Origin of the sequence: Mycobacterium neglectum (assembly GCF_002591975.1) — a bacterium.
In the GTDB taxonomy this organism is placed as follows: Bacteria; Actinomycetota; Actinomycetes; order Mycobacteriales; family Mycobacteriaceae; genus Mycobacterium; species Mycobacterium neglectum.
In genome coordinates this window covers 98,484-119,907 of sequence record NZ_NVQE01000006.1, presented here as the reverse complement: position 1 = coordinate 119,907, position 21,424 = coordinate 98,484, and the positions used below count along the sequence as shown (strand labels likewise).

The following is a 21,424-nucleotide window of genomic DNA, read 5'->3' as shown; positions in this document are numbered from 1 at the left end:
GCGAGTGCGAAAGCTGCTGATCGGTCTCCTGGCGACCGCGACCGCCGTGGCCCTCGGCGCCGTCGGAGCCGATTTCGGCGCGGCGATATACGCCGAATATCGTCTGGCGAGAAGCGTGCGAAGTGCCGCTGACCTGGCCTGGGACCCGTCGGTGGCGATCCTCGGGTTTCCCTTCATCCCGCAGGCCGCCAATCGCCATTACGACGAAGTGGAGATCCGGGCCGTGGGGGTCAGCCACCCCGTTGTCGGGAAGGTCTCGCTGGAAGCAACCCTGCACTCGATCGATCTCTTGGACACGTCATGGCTGGTCAGCCCGGAGGCCAAGCTCGGGGTCGGCAAGGCGGAGAGCCGCATCATCATCGATTCCACCCACGTCGGGCGGTTCATGGGCATCCCCGACCTGCTGGTCGAGGCACCGACGCGGGAAAGCAACGATTCCACCGGCGGCACCACCGAATCGGGAATATCGAGCAATCGCGGGGTGGTGTTCACGGGGACTCCGAAGTCGGCCGGCTACGACGAGCGAGTCAGCATCGCGGTCGACCTGTCGACCGTCGGGCCCGACCAGACCACCCTGGTCCTGACAGCCACCGACGTGCTGACTGGCGCCGGCACCGCTGACCAGCCCGTTCCCGACGACAAGAAGGACGCGGTGCTCGCCGCGTTCTCCACCAGCCTGCCCGGCCAGAAGCTGCCGTTCGGGCTCGCACCCACCGCGCAGGGTGCGCGCGGCTCGGACCTCATCATCGAAGGCATCGCCGAGGGAGTAACCCTGGCCCTGGAAGGGTTCAATCTGTCGTGAGCACTTCGTGGGTATTGGTGACCGTCGTGCTCGTCGGCGCACTCGGACTGGCATATGTCATCGGCAGGCTGCTCACACTGCGCGCGGGGCTTCTCAAGGCGAGCGACGAGGCCGCCAACGTGGACACCAGTGACTTGGGACTATCGGCGACGGGGCCGACGGTTCTGCATTTCAGCGCAGCCTGGTGCGGGCCGTGCGACGGGGTGCGGAAGGTTGTCGATCAGGTCTGCGCCGAATTGCCAGGGGTCGCGCACGTGGAGATCGACATGGACGCCAATCCGGAAGCGGCCAGGCGGCTTTCGGTGTTGTCGCTTCCCACCACGATCGTCTTCGACGCCGACGGGCGGCCGCGTTTTCGCACCCATGGTGTTCCCAAGCCTGCTGACCTGCGGTCCGCACTGGAACCACTGTTGGCTTGATCACCATGTCATTGGGTAAGCTGTCGCTCGTGTCCGCCCGCCTTGAGCCCATGCTCACCAAGCGCCGCGCAGTCGATCTGTGCCGCGTCGCGGGTTGTTGCTGTTGTTGTTGTAGCTGCTGAGTAGCCGCGCCGGTCTTTCGCGCCGCACTCGGGAGCGGCCCCTTGTGGCCTGCCCTCCCTCCAGCCAGCCCATCCATGCAACAGGAGCACTTTGATGTCGACCACAACGAGCACCAGCGCCCGACCTGACCAGGTGGACGTGCGGGGTCCGCGGTTCGCGGCATGGGTGACCACCGCCGTGCTCATCGCCACGCTGTTGGTGTCCGCCGTCAGCCCGGTAGGCGCCGCCGTCATCCTCGGTGTGCAGACCGTGGTGTTCGCGATCGGCGCGTGGCGCGGGCCGCGGCAGCATCCCTATGGCCTGATCTTCCGCGCCCTGGTGGCTCCCCGCCTCGGACCGGTCACCGAGCTGGAGCCGGTGCCGCCGCTGAAGTTCGCCCAGCTCGTCGGGTTTGTGTTCGCAGCCGTCGGCGTCGTCGCATTGGCCGCGGGAATTCCGCTGCTCGGCCTCATCGCCACCGGGTTCGCGCTCGTGGCGGCCTTTCTCAACGCGGCCTTCGGCATCTGCCTCGGCTGCCAGATCTATCCGCTCGTCGCACGGTTTCGCATTACACCTGACAAGTTCCCGCCACCACGCCCGCACCCCGCATAACACTTCAAACAGCAAGCAACCGAGAGGATTTCCTACATGGCACGCTCCGACGTCCTGGTCACGACCGACTGGGCCGAGAGCAATCTCGACGCGCCGAACACCGTCTTCGTTGAGGTCGACGAGGACACCTCCGCCTACGAGGGCGGCCATATCGCCGGCGCCGTCAGGCTCGACTGGAAGACCGAGCTGCAGGACCAAGTCAAGCGTGACTTCGTGGACCAGCAACAGTTTTCGAAACTCTTGTCGGACAAGGGTATCGGCAACGACGACACGGTGATCCTGTACGGCGGCAACAACAACTGGTTCGCCGCCTACGCGTATTGGTACTTCAAGCTGTACGGCCACGAGAACGTCAAGCTGCTCGACGGCGGACGCAAGAAGTGGGAGCTCGACGGTCGCCCCCTCGTGACGGATGTGCCGGACCGGGCGTCGACGACGTACACGGCCAAGGCGCCCGACAACAGCATCCGCGCGTTCCGTGACGAGACCATCGACGCGATCAACGTCAAGAACCTGGTCGACGTGCGCTCGCCTGACGAGTTCTCCGGCAAGATCCTGGCGCCCGCTCACCTGCCGCAGGAGCAGAGCCAGCGTCCAGGCCACATCCCCGGTGCGATCAACGTGCCCTGGAGCAAGGCGGCCAACGAAGACGGCACCTTCAAGTCCGACGAGGACCTCGCCAAGCTGTACGCCGAGGCCGGACTCGACGGCGAGAAGGAAACCATCGCGTACTGCCGAATCGGCGAGCGTTCGTCGCACACCTGGTTCGTCCTGCAGGAACTGCTTGGGCACCAGAACGTAAAGAACTACGACGGCAGTTGGACAGAATACGGCTCCCTGGTGGGTGCCCCGATTGAGTTGGGAAGTTGATATGTGCTCTGCACCGAAGCAAGGACAGACGCTGCCTGCCGGCGTTGACCTGGAGAAGGAAACCGTAATCACCGGTCGCGTCGTCGACGGCTCCGGTCAGAGCGTCGGTGGCGCATTCGTGCGCCTGCTGGACGCCTCTGACGAGTTCACGGCCGAGGTCGTCGCATCGGCCACCGGTGACTTCCGGTTCTTCGCCGCACCCGGCACCTGGACCCTGCGCGCGCTGTCCCCAGCGGGCAACGGCGATGCCAGCGTCGCACCGTCGGGCGCCGGCATCCACGAGGTCGACGTCAAGGTCGCCTGACCTTCTCCGCTCGGTCGCGGAGAGTCGTCGGCGGTTGTGCGGCTAGACTTTCTGCCGTGGTGCTGCTCTTCGAGATCCTGCTGATCGCTGCGGTGGTGGTCATTACCTGGTTCGCCGTGTACACGATCTACCGCCTCATCACCGACGAGTCGTGACTTCCGGCGACGACGCCGTCGCGGCCGCGGCCGAGCGCGCGAAAATCACCGCGGCCCGGAATATCCCGGCCTTCGACGACCTTCCGGCTCCGCCCGACACCGCGAATCTCCGTGCGGGCGCGAACCTCAACGACGCGTTGCTTGCGCTGCTCCCACTCGTCGGGGTGTGGCGCGGGGAAGGTGAGGGCCGCGGATCCGAGGGCGACTACCGCTTCGGCCAGCAGATCGTGGTCAGCCATGACGGCGGTGACTATCTGATCTGGGAGGCCCGATCGTGGCGAATCACCGAGGCCGGCGAATACGAGGGCCCCTCGTTGCGTGAGTCCGGATTCTGGCGGTTCATCGACGACCCTGCCGATCTCACCGAAAGTCAGGCGATAGAGCTGCTGCTGGCCCATTCGGCCGGCTACGTCGAGTTGTTCTACGGCCGCCCCTTGAACCAGTCGTCGTGGGAGCTGGCCACCGACGCGTTGGCGCGCACCAAGTCCGGGATGCTGGTCGGTGGCGCCAAGCGGCTCTACGGCATCGTCGAGGGTGGCGATCTGGCTTACGTCGAGGAACGCGTCGATGCCGATGGTGGCCTGGTGCCGCACCTTTCCGCGCGGCTGTCTAGGTACGTCGGCTGATGCGCCTGTCATGGTTGGCCGTGGCACAAATCCTGGTCGCGACGGGCATCCTGGCCGGGTGTGCGTCGAATCCTCCCGCCGAACAATCGACCACCGAGCAGTCGGAGGTCGCGCCGACCGGACACGGCTCGCTGGCGCAGTGCCTCGGTGAGCACGGGGTGCCCGCAGCGCCTGGCCCGATGGCCGGACCGCCGCCGGGCGTGGACCCCGACGCGTGGAACGAGGCCATGCAGACCTGCTCGTCCCTGGCCCCCGGTCCGGCCGGTTAACCGAGTACGGGCGCGCTGCCCGCATCGGCCAGCCACTCGTGTTCCAGGCGCGACAGCGTCCCGTCCGAACGCAATCCGTCCACGACGGATGACACGCACCGGGTGAGCGGACTGTTCTTGTCGAGCACGATGCCGAACTGTTCCATGCTCTCCGCCTCCGCGGGAAGCTGTCCGACGATCCTCCCGCCGAGCAGTTCGCCTGCTACGGCGAACGCCGTCGGAAGATCAGCGACCAGGGCGTCGATCTCCCCGGTGCTCAAGGCCAGCTTGGCATCGGCGTTGGTGTTGTACACCTCGACGGGGCGCTCGCCCCCGACCGCAATGGCCGCGGTATGACTGGTCGTGCCGACCTGCACACCGAGCTGTGTCTTCTTCAGATCGCCGATGCTGCGCATACGCGCCGCCGGTGAGGTGTCCGTCGTGACGACAACCTGGGTGACGTCGAAATAGGGAGACGAGAAGTCGACGGACGCCTTGCGTTGGTCCGTGATCGAGAACTGAGAAAGATTGGCGTCAAACGTCTTCGGACCCGCCTCCAAAGCTCCGTTGAACGGAACCCGTACCCAGCGCACCTCTTCGCGGGAGTAGCCGAGGCTTCCCGCGACGGCGAACGCGAGCGCGCTTTCGAACCCCTCACCGTTCGTCGGGTCATCGCCCATGTACCAGGGCGGGTAGGCGGGCTGATCGGTACCGACTGTGAAGATGCCGGGATAGAGCGTCGACAGCGAATCCTTGGTGCAGTTTCCAGGGCCTGCAGAGGCGCTCTGGTCGACGGTCGGAGCGCAGGCGGTACCGGTCGCCGACGTGGCTACGGCCAGCAGGGCCGCCAGCCACCACCTTTTGCCCATGTGCCGCATCATCGCGCACGGATGGAGACGACGCCAACACCAGGGACGCCCTGGATATGGTGCGGCCCCCGAGCCGTTGTTCCTGGTTGGACAAAACCGAAGGGCTCGGGGGCCGGGTGACTGCGGGGAATTCGCCAGCGCGCGCAGGCGGATGATCCCCTGGCGCTGCTAGCTCGCAGCCACCTCACATGTCCATAAGTCAATCAATTTCTCGGACCACCTCCTTCCCTGTGTACGAGCGACGGTACTCGCGCACAAAGAAGGCGACAACCGATTTTTCTCGGTTCAGCGCTCAGCGATCACAGACGATTGCAGCGTCGACGAGTTCGGTGATTTCGCCCGCCAACGGGGCGGGCGGCAACGGCTTTCCGTCCAACGTGTGGACCCGCGCAGCGAGCGTGATGCTCGATACGAGCCAAACTCCCTGCGCTGCAAGCAGATCAGCGGGCCGCAGAGCTCGGTAGTCGCAGTCGTATCCCTTGTTGCGGGCTACTTCGAACAGCGCCTGCTGCGTGGTTCCGCGAAGGATCGGATACCACGGCGGCGGAGTCAGCAGCGCCGGAGTGCCGCCGAGGTCGGTGGCGACCACCACCGTCGAACGCGGCCCCTCCAAGATCAGCCCGTCGGAGCCGACGAAGATCACGTCGCCTGCGCCGCGCCGTTCGGCGTGCCGCAGCGCGGCCATGTTCACCGCGTAGGACAGCGTCTTGGCACCCGCGAGGAGCCACGGCATCTCGGTCGCACCGTCGGCCGGCAGGCCGCGCGCCAGCGTCAGCGCCGCGACCCCGCCGGCGCGCGCGTCGGCCACCCGGGCAGGCACCGCGCCGATGGTCGCGAACGCTGTGCACGGTGAGCCGCTGCTGGATGTCGCCGGCCCTCCGGCTCCGGTCTCGCGCCCACGGCTGTAGACGAGCCGCAGCACTCCCTCGCCTCCGCCATCGGCAAGCCACTGCTTGACCGCCACGCTCACCGCCACGCGCCAGCGTGGAAGATCCGGCGCGGGCAGGTCCATCATGGTCGCCGACTGCGTGAGCCGGCCTAAATGGGACTCCAACAGGCAGGGCCCGCCGTCGCGGATCAGAAGCGTCTCGAAGATTCCGTCACCACGGACAGCCGCAAGGTCGTCGGCGTGCAGCAGCGGGGCCTGCGGGTCGTGCAGTTCTCCGTCGAGCGTGACCAGGACTGCAGGTTGGCTCACCATGGCCAAGAAGCGTAGCGCCGTAAAGTCGAGGTATGTCAGCCGTACCTGCCCCCGACACCGGGCCCGACGCCGCCGCCGTCTGGCACCACGGCGATCCGCTGGGAGAACAGCGGGCCGCGATCGATGAGGCCGTCCTGGTGGACCGTTCACAACGTGCCGTGATCACCCTGACCGGCGGTGACCGCAACACCTGGCTGCACAGCATCTCCACTCAGCACGTCAGCGACCCCGCCGACGGCACCGTGACCGAGAACCTGAGCCTCGACGGCCAGGGTCGTGTGGAAGATCACTGGATCCAGACGGAGTTGGGCGGCGTCACGTACCTCGATACGGAATCGTGGCGCGGCGAACCGCTGACGGCCTATCTGCGCAGGATGGTCTTCTGGTCCGACGTGGTCGTCGAACCCGCCGATCTGGCGGTTCTGTCGCTGCTCGGCCCGCGGCTGGCGGACCCCGCCGTGCTCGAGGCGCTCGGCGTTGCTTCGCTACCGGCCGAAATGACGGCCGTGGCGTTCCCCGACGGTGGTTTCCTGCGCCGGATGGCCGGTCGCGGTATCGAGCTGGACCTGGTGGTGCCGCGGACGGCGATCGCCTCATGGCGCGACCTGCTCGTGGCGGCCGGGGTGCGCCCCGCGGGCGTCTGGGCTTACGAGGCGCACCGCGTCACCGCGTTGCGGGCCAGGCTCGGGGTCGACACCGACGAGCGCACGATTCCGCATGAGGTCGGCTGGATCGGCACGGCGGTTCATCTGGACAAGGGCTGCTATCGCGGTCAGGAGACCGTCGCTCGCGTTCATAACCTGGGCAAACCACCGCGGATGTTGGTGCTGCTGCACCTCGATGGATCCGGGGATCGGCCGGTGACCGGTGACCCGATACTTGCCGGCGGACGAGCCGTTGGCCGGCTCGGCACCGTGGTCGACCACGTCGACGAGGGGCCGATCGCCCTGGCACTGCTCAAGCGGAGCCTGCCCGCCGACACCGAACTGACCACCGGCGGCGAGTCGACGGTGGCCGCTGTGATCGACGCCGACTCGATGCCGCCACCCGATGCGACGGGTGCGGGACGCCTCGCGGTGGAACAGCTACGAGGCGGCGCGCGCTGACTCAGATGGGCCTGCCAGCACACCGCACCGAGGCACGGTAAAGTGTTGGCAGGACGATAAATGACACTCAGATCGGAGCCGCTCGAAGTTTGGGCCGCTCCGTTATTGCGCGAGGGGGTACCCCCATGGGCCGCGGCCGGGCGAAGGCAAAGCAGACCAAGGTTGCTCGTGAGCTCAAGTACAGCTCACCACAGACCGATTTCACGCAGTTGCAGCGTGAATTAGCGGGCGCTGACGATCTCAACGGCACCGATAGGTTGGCCGACGACGACGCGGCCGACGACGACGACTGGCGTCGCTGACCCTTAGAAGCGCGGGTGCTGGCCCACGAGCTTGGCTCGTGGGCTGTCCTTACCGCCCTTGGTGACGGTCCCCAGGATCCAGCAGTTGAGATGGCGGGCCGTCAGTACCGCCAGCGCGCGATCGGTGTCCTCAGGCGCGACGACGGCGACCATGCCGACTCCAAGGTTGAACGTCTTCTCCATTTCGGCACGCTCGACGCGGCCACGCTGCGCGATCATCGCGAACACCGGCGCGGGAGTCCATGTGCCACGGTCGATTTCGGCCGTGAGGCCGGGCGGTACGACCCGCTCGATATTGCCTGCCAGCCCGCCACCGGTGACGTGGCAGAAGGTACGGACCTGCGTCTCCGCGATCAATGCGAGGCAGTCTTTGGCGTAGATGCGAGTCGGCTCCAGCAGCTCTTCACCGAGTGTGCGACCGAACTCTTCGACATGCCCGGCGAGGTTCATCCGGTCGATCTCCAACAGGACCTTGCGGGCCAGTGAGTATCCGTTGGAGTGCAGACCGGTCGACGACATCCCGATGAGGACGTCACCGGGCTTGACCCGGTCTGGGCCCAGCACGTCGTCGGCCTCGACGACGCCGACGCCGGTGCCCGAGATGTCGTAATGATCGGGCGCCATCAGTCCGGGGTGCTCGGCGGTCTCCCCGCCAAGCAACGCGCAACCGGCCAACACGCACCCGTTGGCGATACCTGCCACCAGCTCGGAGATCCGCTCGGGAACCGTACGTCCCACCGCGATGTAATCCTGCAGGAACAGTGGTTCGGCGCCGCACACCACGAGATCGTCGACGACCATCGCAACGAGGTCGATGCCGACGGTGTCGTGCTTGTCCATCGCCTGGGCGACCGCGAGCTTGGTGCCTACACCGTCGGTCGACGACGCCAGCACCGGTTCCCGATAGCTGCGCAGCGCGAACAGGCCGGCGAATCCGCCGAGCCCGCCCCGCACTTCAGGTCTGGTGGCCTTTTTGGCCAGCGGTTTCAGAAGTTCGACGGCGCGGTCACCGGCTTCGATGTCGACCCCGGCCGACGCGTAGGAGATGCCGGCAGGTTCGGCGCGTTCGGTCATCGGGCACAAGGCTACCGGGGATGACGGCGCCAGGTTCATTGTCCTCGCGGATCGCATTCTCGGCCGGCGGGTCGCCAAGGGCTCGCCGGTTGTGAGAATGTGTCCGACCATGAAACTTGTTCGCTGGTTCGCACCGGCCCTGCCTGTGGTTCTGACCGCAGCCGCAGCTCTCATCGCCCCCACCGGCGCGGTCGCTACCCCCGCCGTCAACGTCGATTCGGATGTCCTCAGTCAGTCCACCGTCGACGGCATCGACTACGTCACCCGCAGGATCACCATCGCGCCCGGCGGCAGCACCGGCTGGCACTACCACGACGGTCGGGTATTCGCCCTCGTCAGGGAAGGCACCCTGACCCGCACCATGGCGGACTGCAAGGACGTCGTCGATCCGGCAGGCACCCCGATCACCGAAGACATCGGGCCCGGGCACCCACACAACGGCCGCAACCTGGGCCCCGTCCCGGTGGTGCTGTGGGTTGTCTACATCCAGCCGACGGGCATCCCGCTGTCCGTGTCCGTGCCTGATGCAGCCGGCTGCCCGATTTAGGTTTGCCGAAGGCCCAGAACGGTGATTCCGCGTGAATGTCCGCTGATGAGCTGCGCTGTCTGGTGACCGGTGCGACCGGCTACATCGGTGGCCGGCTGACGCCCGTTCTGCTGGAGCGCGGCCACGACGTGCGCGTGCTGGCACGCAACCCGGACAAGCTCGCCGACATCGAATGGCGAGATCGGGTCAAGGTGGAGCGCGGGGACCTCGGTGACCCCGAGTCGCTGATCGCAGCGTTCGACGGCGTCGACGTCGTCTATTACCTGGTGCACTCGATGGGTACCTCGTCGGATTTCGTCGAAGACGAGGCCCGGTCGGCGCGCAATGTCGTCGCCGCGGCGCAGAAGACAGGCGTGAAACGTCTGGTGTATCTGGGTGGGCTACATCCGTCCGGAAAGAATCTGTCGCCGCATCTGCGGTCGCGGGTCGCGGTCGGAGAGATCCTGCTGGCCTCCGGGATCGAGACGGTCGTGCTGCAAGCCGGGATCGTGGTCGGCTCGGGCTCGGCGTCGTTCGAGATGATGCGACATCTCATCCACCGGCTGCCTGCGATGACGACCCCGAAGTGGGTGCACAACAAAATCCAGCCCATCGCCATCGACGACGTGCTGCACTACCTGGCCGAAGCCGCCACCGCTGACATACCCGCGTCACGCACATGGGATATCGGCGGCCCGGATGTTCTCGAGTACGGCGACATGATGCAGGGCTATGCCGCGGTCGCGGGCCTGCGACGGCGGATCATCATCGCGATTCCATTCCTGACACCGACCATCGCCAGCTTGTGGATCGGTCTCGTCACACCCATGCCGCCGGGTCTGGCGCGGCCGCTGATCGAATCACTGGAGGTCGACGCGGTGATGGGCGAACATGACATCGACGCAGTCATCGGACCAAAGCCCGGCGGTCTCACCGGGTACCGGGACGCGGTCGCCAACGCCCTGAAGCACGGCCCACTGCCCAACGATCCCCGGTGGGCACACGTCGGCCGCGAGGCCAGTTAGGGACGCCACGACGGCCGAGCCGTCAAGGACGTCGAAGCGCCGAGACGTTGTCGTTGTCGGCCTGCAGCGGAATCCCGGTGCGAGCCGCGGTCGACAGCATGTGCTCAATCACGTTCTTGCCCAACGCTGTTTCGCCCGGCAGCTCGATCGGATAGTTGCCGTCGAAGCACGCCGAGCACAGCCGCGTCGCAGGCTGTTCTGTGGCGGCGATCATGCCTCGCTGCGAGATGTAGCCCAGGGTGTCGGCGCCGATGGCGTGCCGCACTCCTTCGAGCATTTCAGTCACGTCGTCTCCGGTGCTGGCGGCGTTGGCGATCAACTCCGCCGGAGTCGCGAAGTCGATGCCGTAGAAGCACGGCCACTTCACCGGCGGCGATGCGATGCGCACGTGCACCTCGAGGGCACCGGCCTCTCGCAACATTCGGATCAGTGCCCGCTGCGTGTTGCCGCGGACGATGGAGTCGTCGACGACGATCAACCGCTTGCCGCGGATCACTTCCTTGAGCGGATTGAGCTTGAGCCGGATGCCGAGCTGGCGGATGGTCTGCGACGGCTGGATGAACGTGCGCCCGACGTAGGCGTTCTTCATCAAACCCTGCCCGTATGGGATGCCGGACTCTTGTGCGTAGCCGACGGCGGCCGGGGTGCCCGATTCCGGCACGCCGATCACCAGGTCGGCTTCAACGGGCTTCTCCCTGGCCAACCGGCGGCCGATGTCCACCCGGGTGGCATGCACCGAACGGCCGGCGATCGTGCTGTCGGGCCGCGCGAGGTAGACATACTCGAACACGCAAGCCTTCGGCTCAGGGTTGGCGAAGCGCGTCGAACGCACCCCGTCCGCGTCGATCGCCAGCAGCTCGCCGGGCTCGATATCGCGGACGAACGAGGCGCCGACGATGTCGAGGGCCGCCGTCTCCGACGCCACGACCCAGCCGCGGTCCAGCCGCCCCAACGACAGCGGCCGCACGCCATGAGGGTCGCGGGCCGCATAGAGGGTGTTCTCGTCCATGAAGGTCAGACAGAAGGCGCCGCGCACGGTCGGCAGCAGTTCGAGGGCAGCCTGCTCCAGCGTCGCGTCGGCGGCGCCATGGGCCAGCAGCGCTCCCAGGATGTCGGAGTCGGTGGTGGCCGCAGGCGCGCCACGGGTGCCGAGCAGGCCGGCCTCGCGCGCCCGCGTGGCCAGGTCGGCGGCGTTGACGAGGTTGCCGTTGTGGCCCAGCGCGACGCCGGTGTTCGCTGCGGTGTTGCGGAACACCGGCTGGGCGTTTTCCCAGGTGGTGGATCCGCTGGTCGAGTAGCGACAATGGCCGATGGCGACATGGCCTTCCATTGCCGCCAGCGTCGGTTCGTCGAAGACCTGGCTGACCAGGCCCAAGTCCTTGAAAACCAGCACTTGGGACCCGTCGGCGACGGCCATCCCCGCCGCTTCCTGGCCGCGGTGTTGCAACGCGTACAGGCCGTAATAGGTGAGCTTGGCGACCTCTTCACCCGGTGCCCAGACGCCGAACACGCCACATTCTTCGCGCGGTTCGTCAGGGCTGGGGGTTTCGCGAGGGGATTCGATCGAGTCGGTCTGCTGGCCGGTCACGATATGGCTGCTCCCAGGGCGGGGTGGGTAGACGTGCTCATCCTACGGTCATCACTGGTCAATCACGGAAGACACTGAGGGTGTCTTCTCGAAAAAACAACACTCGAGAGGGGCCGGCAATTCCTCGCGTGCGCGCGCGTAGTCGGTGACTTTCCAGGTCAGCGCCTCACCGCACCGCCGCAAGACCTCGCCACCTGGGCCGTCGTAGATGTGGCGAAGTTAACCCAAACGGACCAGGGGCAGCCAGTCAGCGACCTCGCCGGCGCGTCCGCCGGATAACCGCAGCGCGCCGCTCTCGGTGGCGCCCGCCACGTCCAGCAACCCGGTCGCGAGCAGCAACCAGGTCCGCGGGTCGGTCTCCACGACATTGGGCGGGTTTCCGCGCCGGTGTGCGGGCCCTGAAATGCATTGCACCGCAACAAACGGTGGGACACGGACCTCGACGCTGGATCCCGGCGCGATGGCGGCGAGGGTACGAGCCGTCAACCGCACCGCCTCCGCGAGTTCGGCGCGCGCAGGATCGGGACCGCTTTCGTCGCGCAACCACCCGGCAATCGCCGAAACCGCAGCACGCGTCATTGCCGGATCGGCCCTACGAGGGGTGGGCATACTTTAGATTCTCAAAGTGTCTGTCGACCGCCACAATCCGCCCTACCGGACGGCGGGCGCGGTGCTGGTGGTCATCGCCGCGGTCGTGGGCGGGCTGATCTACATGCAGTTCCGCGGCGATTTCATCCGTTCGACGGAACTGACCCTGGTTTCGGCGCGCGCCGGTCTGGTCGTCGAGCCGGGCGCGAAGGTCACCTACAACGGTGTGGAGATCGGCCGCGTCGCGCGCATCGGCACCATTGACGTGGACGGCACCGCAAAGGCCAAGCTGTCGCTCGACGTCGACCCCGACTACGTCGAGTTCATTCCCGCCAACGTGATCGCCGATGTCTCGGCCACTACCGTGTTCGGGAACAAGTACGTGTCGTTCAGTTCACCGGATAGTCCATCTGTGCAACGTATTTCGAGCAGCGATGTAATCGACGTGTCATCGGTGAGCACCGAGTTCAACACGCTTTTCGAGACGGTGCTGTCGCTGGCCGAGCAGGTCGACCCGATCAAGCTGAATCAGACGCTGACCGCGACGGCCGAGGCGTTGACGGGTCTGGGCGATCGGTTCGGTGAATCGCTGTCCAACGGCAACAGCATCCTCGACGACCTCAACGCTCAGATGCCGCAGATTCGCGAGGACACCAGGCTGGTGGCGGGCCTGGTGGACGTGTACGCCGACGCATCACCGGATTTGTGGGACGGCCTCGAGAATGCGGTGACGACCGCGCGCACGTTCAATGCGCAGTGGGGCGATATTGACTCGGCGTTGATGGCCGCGCTGGGCTTCGCCGACACCGCGACAGACAGTTTGAACAGGGGCGGACCGTATTTCGTGCGCGGCGCGGCCGATCTCCTGCCGACGTCGGCGCTATTCGACTACTACAGCCCCCAGCTTTTCTGCACGCTGCGGAACTACGCCGAGATCGAGGAGAAGGTCGCCAAGACTCTGGGCGGCAACGGCTATTCACTTTCGACATCGTCGGGCACATTCGCCGGTGCGGGTAATCCGTACGTCTACCCCGACAACCTGCCGCGCGTGAATGCCAGGGGCGGGCCCGAAGGCCGTCCCGGTTGCTGGCAGAAGATCTCCCGGGAGTTGTGGCCGGCGCCGTATCTGGTGATGGACACCGGCGCGAGCATCGCGCCCTACAACCACGTTGAAATTCCTTCGCCGATGCTGATCGACTACGTCTGGGGCCGGCAGGTCGGCGAGAACACAATCAATCCGTGAGCGTTGACATCAACATTTGTTGAGGTTCTACGTTGGCGATATGACGTTCAAACCACACGAAATCGTGTATCTCCGCAGCACAGAACTCGGCCGATTGGCCACCATCGGCCGCGGCGGGACGCCGCAGAACAGTCCCGTCGGATTCACCTACAACGAACAACTCGGCACCATCGACATTGCTGGCTACCAGATGTCGAAGAGCCAGAAGTTCCGCAACATCGCACACGACGACAAGGTTGCATTCGTGGTGGACGACATCGCCTCTCGCGACCCGTGGCGGGTGCGCTGCCTCGAAATCCGCGGCACGGCTGAACAGGCGCAGGTCGCGCCGTCACGGGGTGCGGCCGGTGATCATCTCGATATGGCGATCATTCGCGTCACCCCCAGGCGCATCATCAGTTTCGGCATCGATGATCAGGACACCGAACCGCATCAACTGACGGCCGACATTCGGGACGTGTAATAGCTTCGCCCTGCGGGCACACTTCTTGAATGCCTAGAGGAACGCTGGGCGGTCTGGCCGGAGCAGGCGAGGCGTTCGAGGGAACCACATTGCCGACGTGGCAGGTGACAGGGCTGTCGCTGGCGGTGATGGTCAGCCACGTGCTGAACGGGTCCGGAGCGTTGGTGTTCGGCCTGCTGGCAGTCGGGGTGATCTGGACGTTGCACCGGTTACGCGGGTACGCACCACACTCGCGCACCACGGCAGACCTCATCTCGTCGGCACCGGGGGCAGCGCCCGCGCGCGCCATTCGCGTCGTTCAGTTCACCGCCTACGTGCTGATCGGCGCATCCACCGCCACGAGTGTCGCAGGCTTGACGCTGGTCTGGTTCACCGATTCAAACGCGACTCCCCCGGGATGGTCAGGGCCTGCGATATCCGTGACCACTGTTGCGTTGGCCGCCGCACTCGTGGCTGCACTGCCGACCAGACGTCTCGCACCGGTGGCGACGGCGCTGGCAGCAATTGGCCTGCTGGCGTACTTCTGTGTCTCGCTGGCCGTGATCGCCAAGGCGGTCTCGGGTGCCCCGCAGGCCGCGCCGTCCACGGATATCGAGGTTGCCTCGGGGTCGATCGAGTGGGGCCCCGCGGCGATTCTGATTGCGCTCGCCATCGTGTTCGCGGGCTTCGAGATTCCGACAACGGTCAATGACCGACTGGCGTCGGTGCGTCGTCCACTCGGAATTGCGGTCGGCCTCGTGGCAGTATGCGCAACGACGGCATGGGCGGCCTCCAACATGGCAACCGCGGGCGATTTCCGTTACGACGCAACCAACCTCGTCATAATCGTCTCCGACATGTTCGGCGAGTCGGCAAGCCTATGGTTGCTCGCCGCGACGATCGCGCTGACGGTTGCCGCGCTCCTCGTGCTGGTGTGGGGCGCGACGCGGGTCATCCGCCCCGCCACCGCCGCCACCCCGTTGCCCCTGGTGCTGACGGCGGTGGCGACCGGCGTGCTCGCGTTCGCGCTGTCGACCGGATCGAGCGATGTTGCGGCGACATCGTGGCAAGTCGCGGGCCTACTTCTCTTATCCGTCTATGTGGCTGTGGCTCAGGCGAATTCACGCCTGGACGACTCCAGCACTTCGGCGTGGGCATGGTTCGCGCTGACGGGGGTCGGGTTGGCGGTGGTTGCCTTCGTGACAGGTGCGAGCCAGAGTTGGTGGCCCGTTTTGGTAACCCTGATCATCGTTGCGGCCGCCGGCGTGTGGGCCATTCAGTCGCGGAAGACACTCGATAACAACACACCGCCCACCCCCGTCACTAAGCCGAGGCCCGTGTCGAAGTCGGAGCGCCTCAGACGGGAAAACCGAACATCTTGACGACGCCGTGATCGCGACCCGCGGTGTAGCCGCCGTCGACCGCGATCGCCTGGCCGGTGACGAAAGATGCGTCGGTTGAGACCAAAAATGCTGCCATCGCTGCGATCTCGTCGGGCCGCCCTCGTCGGGCGAGCGCATGTTCTTCGGTGATGGACTGCAGTGGGCCTTCCATGCCCTCGAGCCCCATGACACTGGTGAGCATCGGTGTGTCGATGAAGCCGGGGCAGATGGCGTTGGCGCGGATGCCGCTTGGGCCGTAGTCCAGCGCGATGTTCTTGGTCAGCAGCACGACGCCGCCCTTGGAGGCGTTGTAGGCGCTGCCGCCCGCCGTGCCTTCCAGACCCTCAACGCTCGCGAGGGTTACGATCGAGCCGCGTTCGCCGTCGACCCTCGGCTGCTCGATCATCTTGGCCAGTGCCGCCTTCGCCACCAGGAAAGTGCCGGTGAGGTTGATCGAGATCACCCGCTCCCACTCGTCTTTGGGGAGCAGGTGGACCGGCCCGCCACCAGCGACACCTCCTGAGTGGACTACGCCGTCGACCCGCCCGGGAACCGCCGCGAACACCTCGGCGACCGCCGCTTCGTCGGCGATATCGGCCGCGACGAACTCGAACCGCGCGCCGAGGTCCTCGGAGGGGGCGACCAGGTCGGTGCCGACGACGGTCCCGCCCTCGGTCAGCAGTCGCCGCGCGGTGGCCAGGCCGATTCCTGAAGCCGCGCCGGTGACGACGAACGTGCGGGCGGAGGATCTGTCAGTCATGCGCAGACCATACGCAATTCGCTTTGCGTCAGACGGAATTGGGGTCGGCTACGGCCACCCCTGAGGGCAGATCGTCCTCTCGTACTGCGGTGAACGACCGCGAGATCGGCTGACACGGCGACGCCGACTCGACGAGCTCGCCGGACAGCGAAGTACCCGACGCGGTGAAGGACATCGTGGAGATGCCAGCGGTCTTCTTGCCCCCGCACGCGAAACCCTGCGGCTGGCTGGAGATGTAGCGGCCGCCGTTCTCACGGAAGACGTACGTCGTCGACACGCCGCCGACGTTCGTCGCCGTCGCAACGCAGCCGGCCGCCGGGCAGGCCGAGCGGATCGCCAAGAGCCACGTATACGGACCGCGCGGTTCGGGGTAGTCGAAGTCGCTCGGTTCAGTGCCTGCAAAGTTCAAGCGGTACAGGCCGTCGGGCACCGGCGTCGCCGATGCGATCGGCGACGAGCACACCGCGAATGCCGATCCGGCGACGATGCCGACCGCGGCCACGACGGCGACGCGGGTGATGGTCATAGGCCACTATCACAGAGAAATCGCACGTGTACGGGTGCTTTGCACCGCCAATGCCGCGACGGCGCCTGCCTCGTTGATCGCCAGATGCGCCAGCATCGGAGCGATCAGACTGCCGGATCGCTCATAGAGCCAGCCGAATATCCAGCCGGCCAGCCCGGTGACCAGCACCGTAGGCACGATGGGTTCATTGGTGCTGCGGGCGTCCGCGATGTGCGACAGCCCGAACGCCGCCGCCTGGACGAGTCGGCCACCCGCAGGTCCGAACGCTTCGGCGGCGACGGTGCCCAGCGCACCGCGGTAGGCCGCCTCCTCGGAGGCGACGGTTCCCAACGGAATGCCGAGCAAAAGCCACTGGACCACCCTGTCGGGCAGGTCGCGATCGGCCATCTCCGCCCGTACCCACGGCAACGCCGTGGCCGCCGCGACGCCAAGCACGACCGGGGCCGCAGCGGCAAGGCCGAACCGCACACCTGAGCCCGGATGTCGAAGCCCGATCGGAGCGCGCGTGGCGCCGGCCAGCGCGGCACCGACGACGGCGTGCGGAACCGGATGCCACCGCGACGGCAGCCGTGGCGCCACCAGGCTCCATACGACGAGGATGGCCGCCAGACCTAGGGCCTTAATCTGCTTGTTGCGCACTAGTATTCGGGACCATCTTCAGATTCGGTCTTCTGCAGGGCAACGCGGATGCGCTGCGTGTCCTCGTCCGTCCAGCGGTCGGGCGGCGCGACGGCGGCCCAGCCGTCGAGCACGAAGTCGCCGTAGTTGTGTCCGTGCCCGCTCGGCACGGACCCGGCATTCGTCATGTCGACGGCGACCTGCCAGAACGTGACGATCGGATACCACCGCATCGACGCCGTGCGGTCGCTGCCCGGCGGCTCGCGCAGCCAGTCCGGTCTGCTGAAGATCAGATCCTCCGACCACCAGACGACAGGATCGGACGGGTGCTGCATGAACAGCACGCGCGTGCCCTCCCACGGTTTCTCCGCCACGGAGGCGATCTGATCTGCGTTGGTGGCCTCTGAGAACCGGACGGTCCGGCCGTTGTCGTAGCGCGGCTTGACCTCCGGAGTGCCGGGATCACGGCGCTCGGTGATGGCGCGCCACAACGGGCTGGCGTTCGGCGGACCCACCCACAACACAGAGGAGAAGCCCATCTCGGAGATGTCGGGCAACCAGGCGAACGCGCCCTGGCCGGCCATCGAACCGAGACTTTCGCCATAGAGCACCAGCTTCGGCCGCCGATCCGGCGGTAGCTTCGCCCACCGCTCGTGGATGGCGTCGATCATCATCCGGCCCGATTCCATGGACTTCTGCTGATCGCCGAGGAACGAGATCCAGCTCGGCAGATACGAATACTGCGAGCCGACGAGGGCGGTGTCGCCGTTGTACATCATTTCCAGCGACCGGGCGGCCACCGGGTTGATCCACCCGGTGCCGGTGGTCGGGATGACCACCAGCAACTTGCGCTCGAACGCACCGGTCCGCTCGAGCTCACTGAGCAGCACCGCCATCCGCTGTTCATCGGTGTCGGCGGTCTGCAGGCCGACGTAGGCGCGGATCGGCTCCTTGGCGGGCCTGCCGTTGAGGCGCGTCAGCTCCTGCGCGTCGGGACCGGTCGCGACGAAGTTACGGCCCTGATATCCCAACGAGTCCCAGGATGCGAAAGAGTCTGGGCTGCCGGATCTTTCGGACTCCAGCGGCTGGACGATCCCGGGCCGGGTGGTGAAGTTCTGGGGCTGGAACACCCGGTTCGCGCCGGCCAGGAAACCACGCACTGCGACGCCGTTGATGAGCGTGATCACGAGCACCACGACGATCGCGGTGCCGATGAACAAGGCGACCTCGTCGTTCAATCGCCAGCGCCGGATGAAGAACCGCGCCATCGTCTTGATGAGGTCGATCAGAATCCGTGCAGCGCTGACGCACGCGCCGCCGGCAAGCACCGCGATGATCAGCGTGCGCAGGTAGCCGAGCGTAGTGGGTCCTTCGATCCCCACCACCGCGGACACCTGGCGCTGCCAGGCGGCGGCCGGGATCAGCATCAACACGCTCGCCGCGATGGCGAGCACCACCGTCACTGTCTTCAGTACGTCCTGCACCCGCTTCGGTGGGGGCCATCCCTTGACCCTGCGGATCACGAAGCGCCGGAACAACCTCCAGCTGAATACGCCGATGCCATAGCCGATGGCCGCATTCAGCCCGCCGATGAGCCCCTGAAAGAGCCAGTCCCTCGGCAGCAGCGACGGCGTCAGCGAGAGACAGAAGAACAGCGCGCCGAATGCGATCCCGACGAAGTCGAGCCGGACCAGGCTCCATGCCCAGACATAAAGGGGGTGTCGTTCGCGGGTCTGCGCAATCACCCGAACAACCCGGGAAGCACGCCCTCCGACGTGCTTCGCAGGTCCTCCAGACTTGCCGTGAACAGGCCCTGCACCTCGACTGCGGCTTCTCCGCCTTGCGGTCCCGGGTCGACGACGCCGATGCGGGTCGCAGGAAGGCCACGCGCTTCGCACATGCCCACGAACCGGCTCTCCTCGGTCCGTGGCACCGCCACCAGCACCCGGCCCGTCGACTCGGAGAAGAGGAAGGTGAAGGCATCAGAGCCTTCGGGAATGACGATGCGGCAACCGGTTTCGCCGGTCAGCGCAGCTTCGACGACAGCCTGGATCAGGCCGCCCTCGGACAGGTCGTGCGCGGCCGACACCAGTCCGTCACGCGATGCGGACGACAACACGTCGGCGAGCAGCCGCTCCCGGTCCAGGTCCACGGTTGGCGGCAGTCCACCCAAATGGTCGGCGGTGACCTGAGCCCAGATCGAGCCGTCGAACTCGTCGCGGGTGTCTCCGAGAAGAATCAGGGTTTCACCCGGTTCGGCGCCGAGCCCGGTCGGGATGCGCCGCTTCACGTCGTCGATGACGCCGAGCACACCGACGACAGGCGTCGGCAGAATCGCTGTGGTCCCGGTCTGGTTGTAAAAACTGACGTTGCCGCCGGTGACCGGAATACCAAGGGCGGCACAACCATCGGCGAGACCGCGGACAGCCTGACTGAACTGCCACATGACTCCAGGATCTTCGGGCGAGCCGAAGTTGAGGCAGTTGGTCACCGCGACGGGTGTAGCCCCGGTGACGGCGACGTTGCGGTACGCCTCGGCGAGCGCGAGTTGCGCACCCCGGTACGGATCGAGCGCCGTGTAGCGGCCCGACGCGTCGGTCGAGATCGCAATGCCGCGGCCGGTCGTCTCGTCGATGCGTAGCACTCCGCCGTCGGCATTTTCCGCCAGAACCGTGTTGCCGCGGACGTAGCGGTCGTACTGCTCGGTGATGAACGCCCGGCTGCACAGGTGCGGACTGCCAACCATCGCAAAGAGTGTCGCGCGCAGCTCCTCACCGGTTGAGGGCCGTGGCAGTTTCGCGGACGTGTCGGCGTTCAGTGCGTCCTGGCCGTCGGGGCGCTCAACCGGGCGCTCATAGATAGGGCCCTCGTGTGCGACGGTGCGCGGCGGCACGTCGACGACGGTCTCACCGTGCCAGGTGATTTCGAGGCGGTCCCCGTCGGTGACCTCACCGATGACGGTGGCCAGCACGTCCCACTTGCGGCAGACGGCCATGAACGCGTCGACGTTGTCCGGTGTGACCACCGCGCACATGCGCTCCTGGGACTCGCTGGACAGGATTTCCGCAGGCGTCATGTTGGCGGCGCGCAGCGGGACGGTCTCCAACTCGATCCGCATACCACCGTCGCCTGCTGACGCGAGTTCCGATGTGGCGCAGGACAATCCGGCACCACCGAGGTCCTGAATGCCGACCACGAGGTCCTGGGCGTACAGCTCGAGGCAGCACTCGATGAGGACCTTCTCCATGAAGGGGTCACCGACCTGCACCGAGGGCAGCTTCTTGCGGCCTGGGGCGCCGCTCTCGTCGCCGCCGAACGTGTCCGACGCCAGCACGGACACGCCGCCGATGCCGTCGAGGCCGGTGCGCGCGCCGAACAGGATGATCTTGTTCCCGGTCCCCGACGCGAACGCCAGGTGCAGATCCTCTTTGCGCAGGACTCCGACGCAGAGCGCATTGACCAGCGGGTTGCCCGCATAGGAGGCGTCGAACACGGTCTCACCGCCGATGTTCGGCAGGCCAAGCGAGTTGCCGTACCCGCCGATACCGCGGACAACGCCGTCGACGACACGGCGGGTGTCGGATGCGTCGGCTGCGCCGAACCGAAGCTGATCCATCACCGCCACCGGGCGTGCGCCCATGGCCATGATGTCGCGCACGATGCCGCCGACACCGGTCGCCGCGCCCTGATAGGGCTCGATGTAGGACGGGTGGTTGTGGGACTCCACCTTGAAGGTGGCCGCCCACCCGTCGCCGACATCCACCACGCCGGCATTCTCACCGATGCCCGCGAGCAACCCGTCGCGCATCGCCTCGGTGGTGGTCTCGCCGAAGTAGCGCAGATGCACCTTCGACGACTTGTACGAGCAGTGCTCGCTCCACATCACCGAATACATCGCCAGTTCGGCGTCGGTGGGGCGACGGCCGAGGATCTCGCGGATCCTCTGGTACTCGTCGTCCTTGAGACCGAGTTCGCGGTGCGGCTGAGGTTGGTCGGGTGTGATGCTGGCGTGGTCGACGGTGTCTACAACATTCAA

25 protein-coding genes are annotated in these 21,424 nt (G+C 66.4%); 15 read left to right on the top strand and 10 right to left on the bottom strand.

All coding sequences use genetic code 11. The features are described 5' to 3' along the window. Positions 1–4 precede the first annotated feature (4 nt). The 8 genes from lmeA to CSQ99_RS07425 all read left to right on the top strand — a co-directional run bounded on the left by lmeA (position 5) and on the right by CSQ99_RS07425 (position 4,159). Positions 5–802: a mannan chain length control protein LmeA gene (gene lmeA / locus CSQ99_RS07460; protein WP_099038491.1), complete on the top strand. Its 798-nt coding sequence runs from the start codon at positions 5–7 to the stop codon at positions 800–802. Further along, positions 799–1,221: a thioredoxin family protein gene (locus CSQ99_RS07455; RefSeq protein WP_099038419.1), complete on the top strand. Its 423-nt coding sequence runs from the start codon at positions 799–801 to the stop codon at positions 1,219–1,221. Before lmeA ends, CSQ99_RS07455 begins: the two co-directional genes overlap by 4 nt. Positions 1,222–1,226: 5 nt before the next feature. After that, positions 1,227–1,343: an Ms5788A family Cys-rich leader peptide gene (locus CSQ99_RS31830; RefSeq protein ID WP_350310128.1), complete on the top strand. Its 117-nt coding sequence runs from the start codon at positions 1,227–1,229 to the stop codon at positions 1,341–1,343. A 94-nt stretch (positions 1,344–1,437) separates the two neighbouring features. After that, complete coding sequence (locus CSQ99_RS07450; RefSeq protein ID WP_099038418.1) at positions 1,438–1,935, top strand: DUF4395 domain-containing protein; 498 nt, start codon at positions 1,438–1,440, stop codon at positions 1,933–1,935. 36 nt (positions 1,936–1,971) lie between these two features. Next, on the top strand, positions 1,972–2,805 hold the full coding sequence (locus CSQ99_RS07445; RefSeq protein WP_099038417.1) for a sulfurtransferase: 834 nt from the start codon (positions 1,972–1,974) through the stop codon (positions 2,803–2,805). Position 2,806: 1 nt separating this feature from the next. Further along, entirely contained in the window at positions 2,807–3,109 is a 303-nt protein-coding gene (locus CSQ99_RS07440; protein ID WP_027331945.1) for a DUF1416 domain-containing protein, read from the top strand. Positions 3,110–3,260: 151 nt separating this feature from the next. Beyond that, on the top strand, positions 3,261–3,890 hold the full coding sequence (locus CSQ99_RS07430) for a heme-binding beta-barrel domain-containing protein (RefSeq protein ID WP_099038415.1): 630 nt from the start codon (positions 3,261–3,263) through the stop codon (positions 3,888–3,890). Then, positions 3,890–4,159, top strand: coding sequence for a hypothetical protein (locus CSQ99_RS07425; protein WP_176560916.1), 270 nt, complete (start codon positions 3,890–3,892; stop codon positions 4,157–4,159). Before CSQ99_RS07430 ends, CSQ99_RS07425 begins: the two co-directional genes overlap by 1 nt. Here the strand turns inward: CSQ99_RS07425 and CSQ99_RS07420 are convergent. Together CSQ99_RS07420 and CSQ99_RS07415 are read right to left on the bottom strand one after the other, a co-directional pair. Beyond that, a complete protein-coding gene (locus CSQ99_RS07420; protein WP_245908779.1) occupies positions 4,156–5,007 on the bottom strand; it encodes an ABC transporter substrate-binding protein in 852 nt (283 codons plus the stop codon). The genes CSQ99_RS07425 and CSQ99_RS07420 overlap by 4 nt on opposite strands. Positions 5,008–5,299: 292 nt before the next feature. Beyond that, complete coding sequence (locus CSQ99_RS07415; protein ID WP_099038412.1) at positions 5,300–6,208, bottom strand: aminodeoxychorismate lyase; 909 nt, start codon at positions 6,206–6,208, stop codon at positions 5,300–5,302. Between the two features lie 32 nt (positions 6,209–6,240). On the opposite strand from CSQ99_RS07415, the gene ygfZ reads away from it, so the two are divergent. Further along, positions 6,241–7,314: a CAF17-like 4Fe-4S cluster assembly/insertion protein YgfZ gene (ygfZ, locus tag CSQ99_RS07410; protein ID WP_099038411.1), complete on the top strand. Its 1,074-nt coding sequence runs from the start codon at positions 6,241–6,243 to the stop codon at positions 7,312–7,314. 125 nt (positions 7,315–7,439) lie between these two features. Continuing rightward, positions 7,440–7,616: a DUF3073 domain-containing protein gene (locus CSQ99_RS07405; protein ID WP_099038410.1), complete on the top strand. Its 177-nt coding sequence runs from the start codon at positions 7,440–7,442 to the stop codon at positions 7,614–7,616. Positions 7,617–7,619: 3 nt separating this feature from the next. Here the strand turns inward: CSQ99_RS07405 and purM are convergent, their stop codons facing one another. Continuing rightward, a complete protein-coding gene (gene purM / locus CSQ99_RS07400) occupies positions 7,620–8,690 on the bottom strand; it encodes a phosphoribosylformylglycinamidine cyclo-ligase (RefSeq protein ID WP_099038409.1) in 1,071 nt (356 codons plus the stop codon). A 109-nt stretch (positions 8,691–8,799) separates the two neighbouring features. Here purM and CSQ99_RS07395 point away from each other — a divergent pair, with 109 nt between their 5' ends. Together CSQ99_RS07395 and CSQ99_RS07390 are read left to right on the top strand one after the other, a co-directional pair. Further along, positions 8,800–9,237: a cupin domain-containing protein gene (locus tag CSQ99_RS07395; RefSeq protein WP_099038408.1), complete on the top strand. Its 438-nt coding sequence runs from the start codon at positions 8,800–8,802 to the stop codon at positions 9,235–9,237. A 35-nt stretch (positions 9,238–9,272) separates the two neighbouring features. Further along, entirely contained in the window at positions 9,273–10,241 is a 969-nt protein-coding gene (locus CSQ99_RS07390) for an NAD(P)H-binding protein (protein WP_099038407.1), read from the top strand. A 22-nt stretch (positions 10,242–10,263) separates the two neighbouring features. On the opposite strand, the gene purF is transcribed toward CSQ99_RS07390, so the two are convergent. After that, on the bottom strand, positions 10,264–11,829 hold the full coding sequence (gene purF, locus CSQ99_RS07385; RefSeq protein WP_176560915.1) for an amidophosphoribosyltransferase: 1,566 nt from the start codon (positions 11,827–11,829) through the stop codon (positions 10,264–10,266). A 219-nt stretch (positions 11,830–12,048) separates the two neighbouring features. After that, positions 12,049–12,438, bottom strand: coding sequence for a sterol carrier family protein (locus CSQ99_RS07380; protein ID WP_099038406.1), 390 nt, complete (start codon positions 12,436–12,438; stop codon positions 12,049–12,051). Positions 12,439–12,454: 16 nt separating this feature from the next. Between CSQ99_RS07380 and CSQ99_RS07375 the strand changes: the two genes are divergently transcribed. Genes CSQ99_RS07375 through CSQ99_RS07365 form a run of 3 tightly spaced genes read left to right on the top strand, consistent with a single transcriptional unit; the run spans position 12,455 to position 15,484 of the window. Beyond that, a complete protein-coding gene (locus tag CSQ99_RS07375; protein WP_099038405.1) occupies positions 12,455–13,660 on the top strand; it encodes an MCE family protein in 1,206 nt (401 codons plus the stop codon). Positions 13,661–13,700: 40 nt separating this feature from the next. Continuing rightward, positions 13,701–14,123 carry a PPOX class F420-dependent oxidoreductase gene (locus CSQ99_RS07370; RefSeq protein WP_099038404.1) on the top strand — a complete coding sequence of 141 codons (423 nt, stop codon included), beginning with the start codon at positions 13,701–13,703 and terminating at the stop codon, positions 14,121–14,123. A 29-nt stretch (positions 14,124–14,152) separates the two neighbouring features. Beyond that, complete coding sequence (locus CSQ99_RS07365; RefSeq protein ID WP_099038403.1) at positions 14,153–15,484, top strand: APC family permease; 1,332 nt, start codon at positions 14,153–14,155, stop codon at positions 15,482–15,484. Here CSQ99_RS07365 and CSQ99_RS07360 read toward each other — a convergent pair. Genes CSQ99_RS07360 through purL form a run of 5 tightly spaced genes read right to left on the bottom strand, consistent with a single transcriptional unit; the run spans position 15,459 to position 21,424 of the window. Then, complete coding sequence (locus tag CSQ99_RS07360; protein WP_099038402.1) at positions 15,459–16,244, bottom strand: SDR family NAD(P)-dependent oxidoreductase; 786 nt, start codon at positions 16,242–16,244, stop codon at positions 15,459–15,461. The two genes, CSQ99_RS07365 and CSQ99_RS07360, sit on opposite strands and share 26 nt — an antisense overlap. Positions 16,245–16,272: 28 nt before the next feature. Continuing rightward, the gene (locus tag CSQ99_RS07355) at positions 16,273–16,770 is read right to left on the bottom strand and encodes a hypothetical protein (protein ID WP_099038401.1); all 498 of its coding nucleotides are present in this window, start codon (positions 16,768–16,770) and stop codon (positions 16,273–16,275) included. A 9-nt stretch (positions 16,771–16,779) separates the two neighbouring features. After that, the gene (locus tag CSQ99_RS07350) at positions 16,780–17,409 is read right to left on the bottom strand and encodes an Rv0804 family intramembrane glutamic endopeptidase (RefSeq protein WP_099038400.1); all 630 of its coding nucleotides are present in this window, start codon (positions 17,407–17,409) and stop codon (positions 16,780–16,782) included. Beyond that, positions 17,409–19,133: an alpha/beta hydrolase gene (locus CSQ99_RS07345; protein ID WP_176560914.1), complete on the bottom strand. Its 1,725-nt coding sequence runs from the start codon at positions 19,131–19,133 to the stop codon at positions 17,409–17,411. The genes CSQ99_RS07350 and CSQ99_RS07345 overlap by 1 nt, the downstream gene beginning before the upstream one ends. Beyond that, positions 19,130–21,424 (bottom strand): phosphoribosylformylglycinamidine synthase subunit PurL, encoded by a 2,295-nt coding sequence (gene purL, locus CSQ99_RS07340; RefSeq protein ID WP_176560922.1) that lies wholly within the window; start codon positions 21,422–21,424, stop codon positions 19,130–19,132. The genes CSQ99_RS07345 and purL overlap by 4 nt, the downstream gene beginning before the upstream one ends.

Excerpts from the sequence above, each read along its gene's own strand:
- CSQ99_RS31830 (WP_350310128.1), top strand. The coding sequence starts at position 1,227 with ATGTCATTGGGTAAGCTGTCGCTCGTGTCCGCCCGCCTTGAGCCCATG.
- CSQ99_RS07450 (WP_099038418.1), top strand. The coding sequence starts at position 1,438 with ATGTCGACCACAACGAGCACCAGCGCCCGACCTGACCAGGTGGACGTG.
- CSQ99_RS07445 (WP_099038417.1), top strand. The coding sequence starts at position 1,972 with ATGGCACGCTCCGACGTCCTGGTCACGACCGACTGGGCCGAGAGCAAT.
- CSQ99_RS07440 (WP_027331945.1), top strand. The coding sequence starts at position 2,807 with ATGTGCTCTGCACCGAAGCAAGGACAGACGCTGCCTGCCGGCGTTGAC.
- CSQ99_RS07425 (WP_176560916.1), top strand. The coding sequence starts at position 3,890 with ATGCGCCTGTCATGGTTGGCCGTGGCACAAATCCTGGTCGCGACGGGC.
- CSQ99_RS07420 (WP_245908779.1), bottom strand. The coding sequence starts at position 5,007 with ATGGGCAAAAGGTGGTGGCTGGCGGCCCTGCTGGCCGTAGCCACGTCG.
- CSQ99_RS07415 (WP_099038412.1), bottom strand. The coding sequence starts at position 6,208 with ATGGTGAGCCAACCTGCAGTCCTGGTCACGCTCGACGGAGAACTGCAC.
- ygfZ (WP_099038411.1), top strand. The coding sequence starts at position 6,241 with ATGTCAGCCGTACCTGCCCCCGACACCGGGCCCGACGCCGCCGCCGTC.
- CSQ99_RS07405 (WP_099038410.1), top strand. The coding sequence starts at position 7,440 with ATGGGCCGCGGCCGGGCGAAGGCAAAGCAGACCAAGGTTGCTCGTGAG.
- purM (WP_099038409.1), bottom strand. The coding sequence starts at position 8,690 with ATGACCGAACGCGCCGAACCTGCCGGCATCTCCTACGCGTCGGCCGGG.
- CSQ99_RS07395 (WP_099038408.1), top strand. The coding sequence starts at position 8,800 with ATGAAACTTGTTCGCTGGTTCGCACCGGCCCTGCCTGTGGTTCTGACC.
- CSQ99_RS07390 (WP_099038407.1), top strand. The coding sequence starts at position 9,273 with ATGTCCGCTGATGAGCTGCGCTGTCTGGTGACCGGTGCGACCGGCTAC.
- CSQ99_RS07380 (WP_099038406.1), bottom strand. The coding sequence starts at position 12,438 with ATGCCCACCCCTCGTAGGGCCGATCCGGCAATGACGCGTGCTGCGGTT.
- CSQ99_RS07370 (WP_099038404.1), top strand. The coding sequence starts at position 13,701 with ATGACGTTCAAACCACACGAAATCGTGTATCTCCGCAGCACAGAACTC.
- CSQ99_RS07365 (WP_099038403.1), top strand. The coding sequence starts at position 14,153 with ATGCCTAGAGGAACGCTGGGCGGTCTGGCCGGAGCAGGCGAGGCGTTC.
- CSQ99_RS07360 (WP_099038402.1), bottom strand. The coding sequence starts at position 16,244 with ATGACTGACAGATCCTCCGCCCGCACGTTCGTCGTCACCGGCGCGGCT.
- CSQ99_RS07355 (WP_099038401.1), bottom strand. The coding sequence starts at position 16,770 with ATGACCATCACCCGCGTCGCCGTCGTGGCCGCGGTCGGCATCGTCGCC.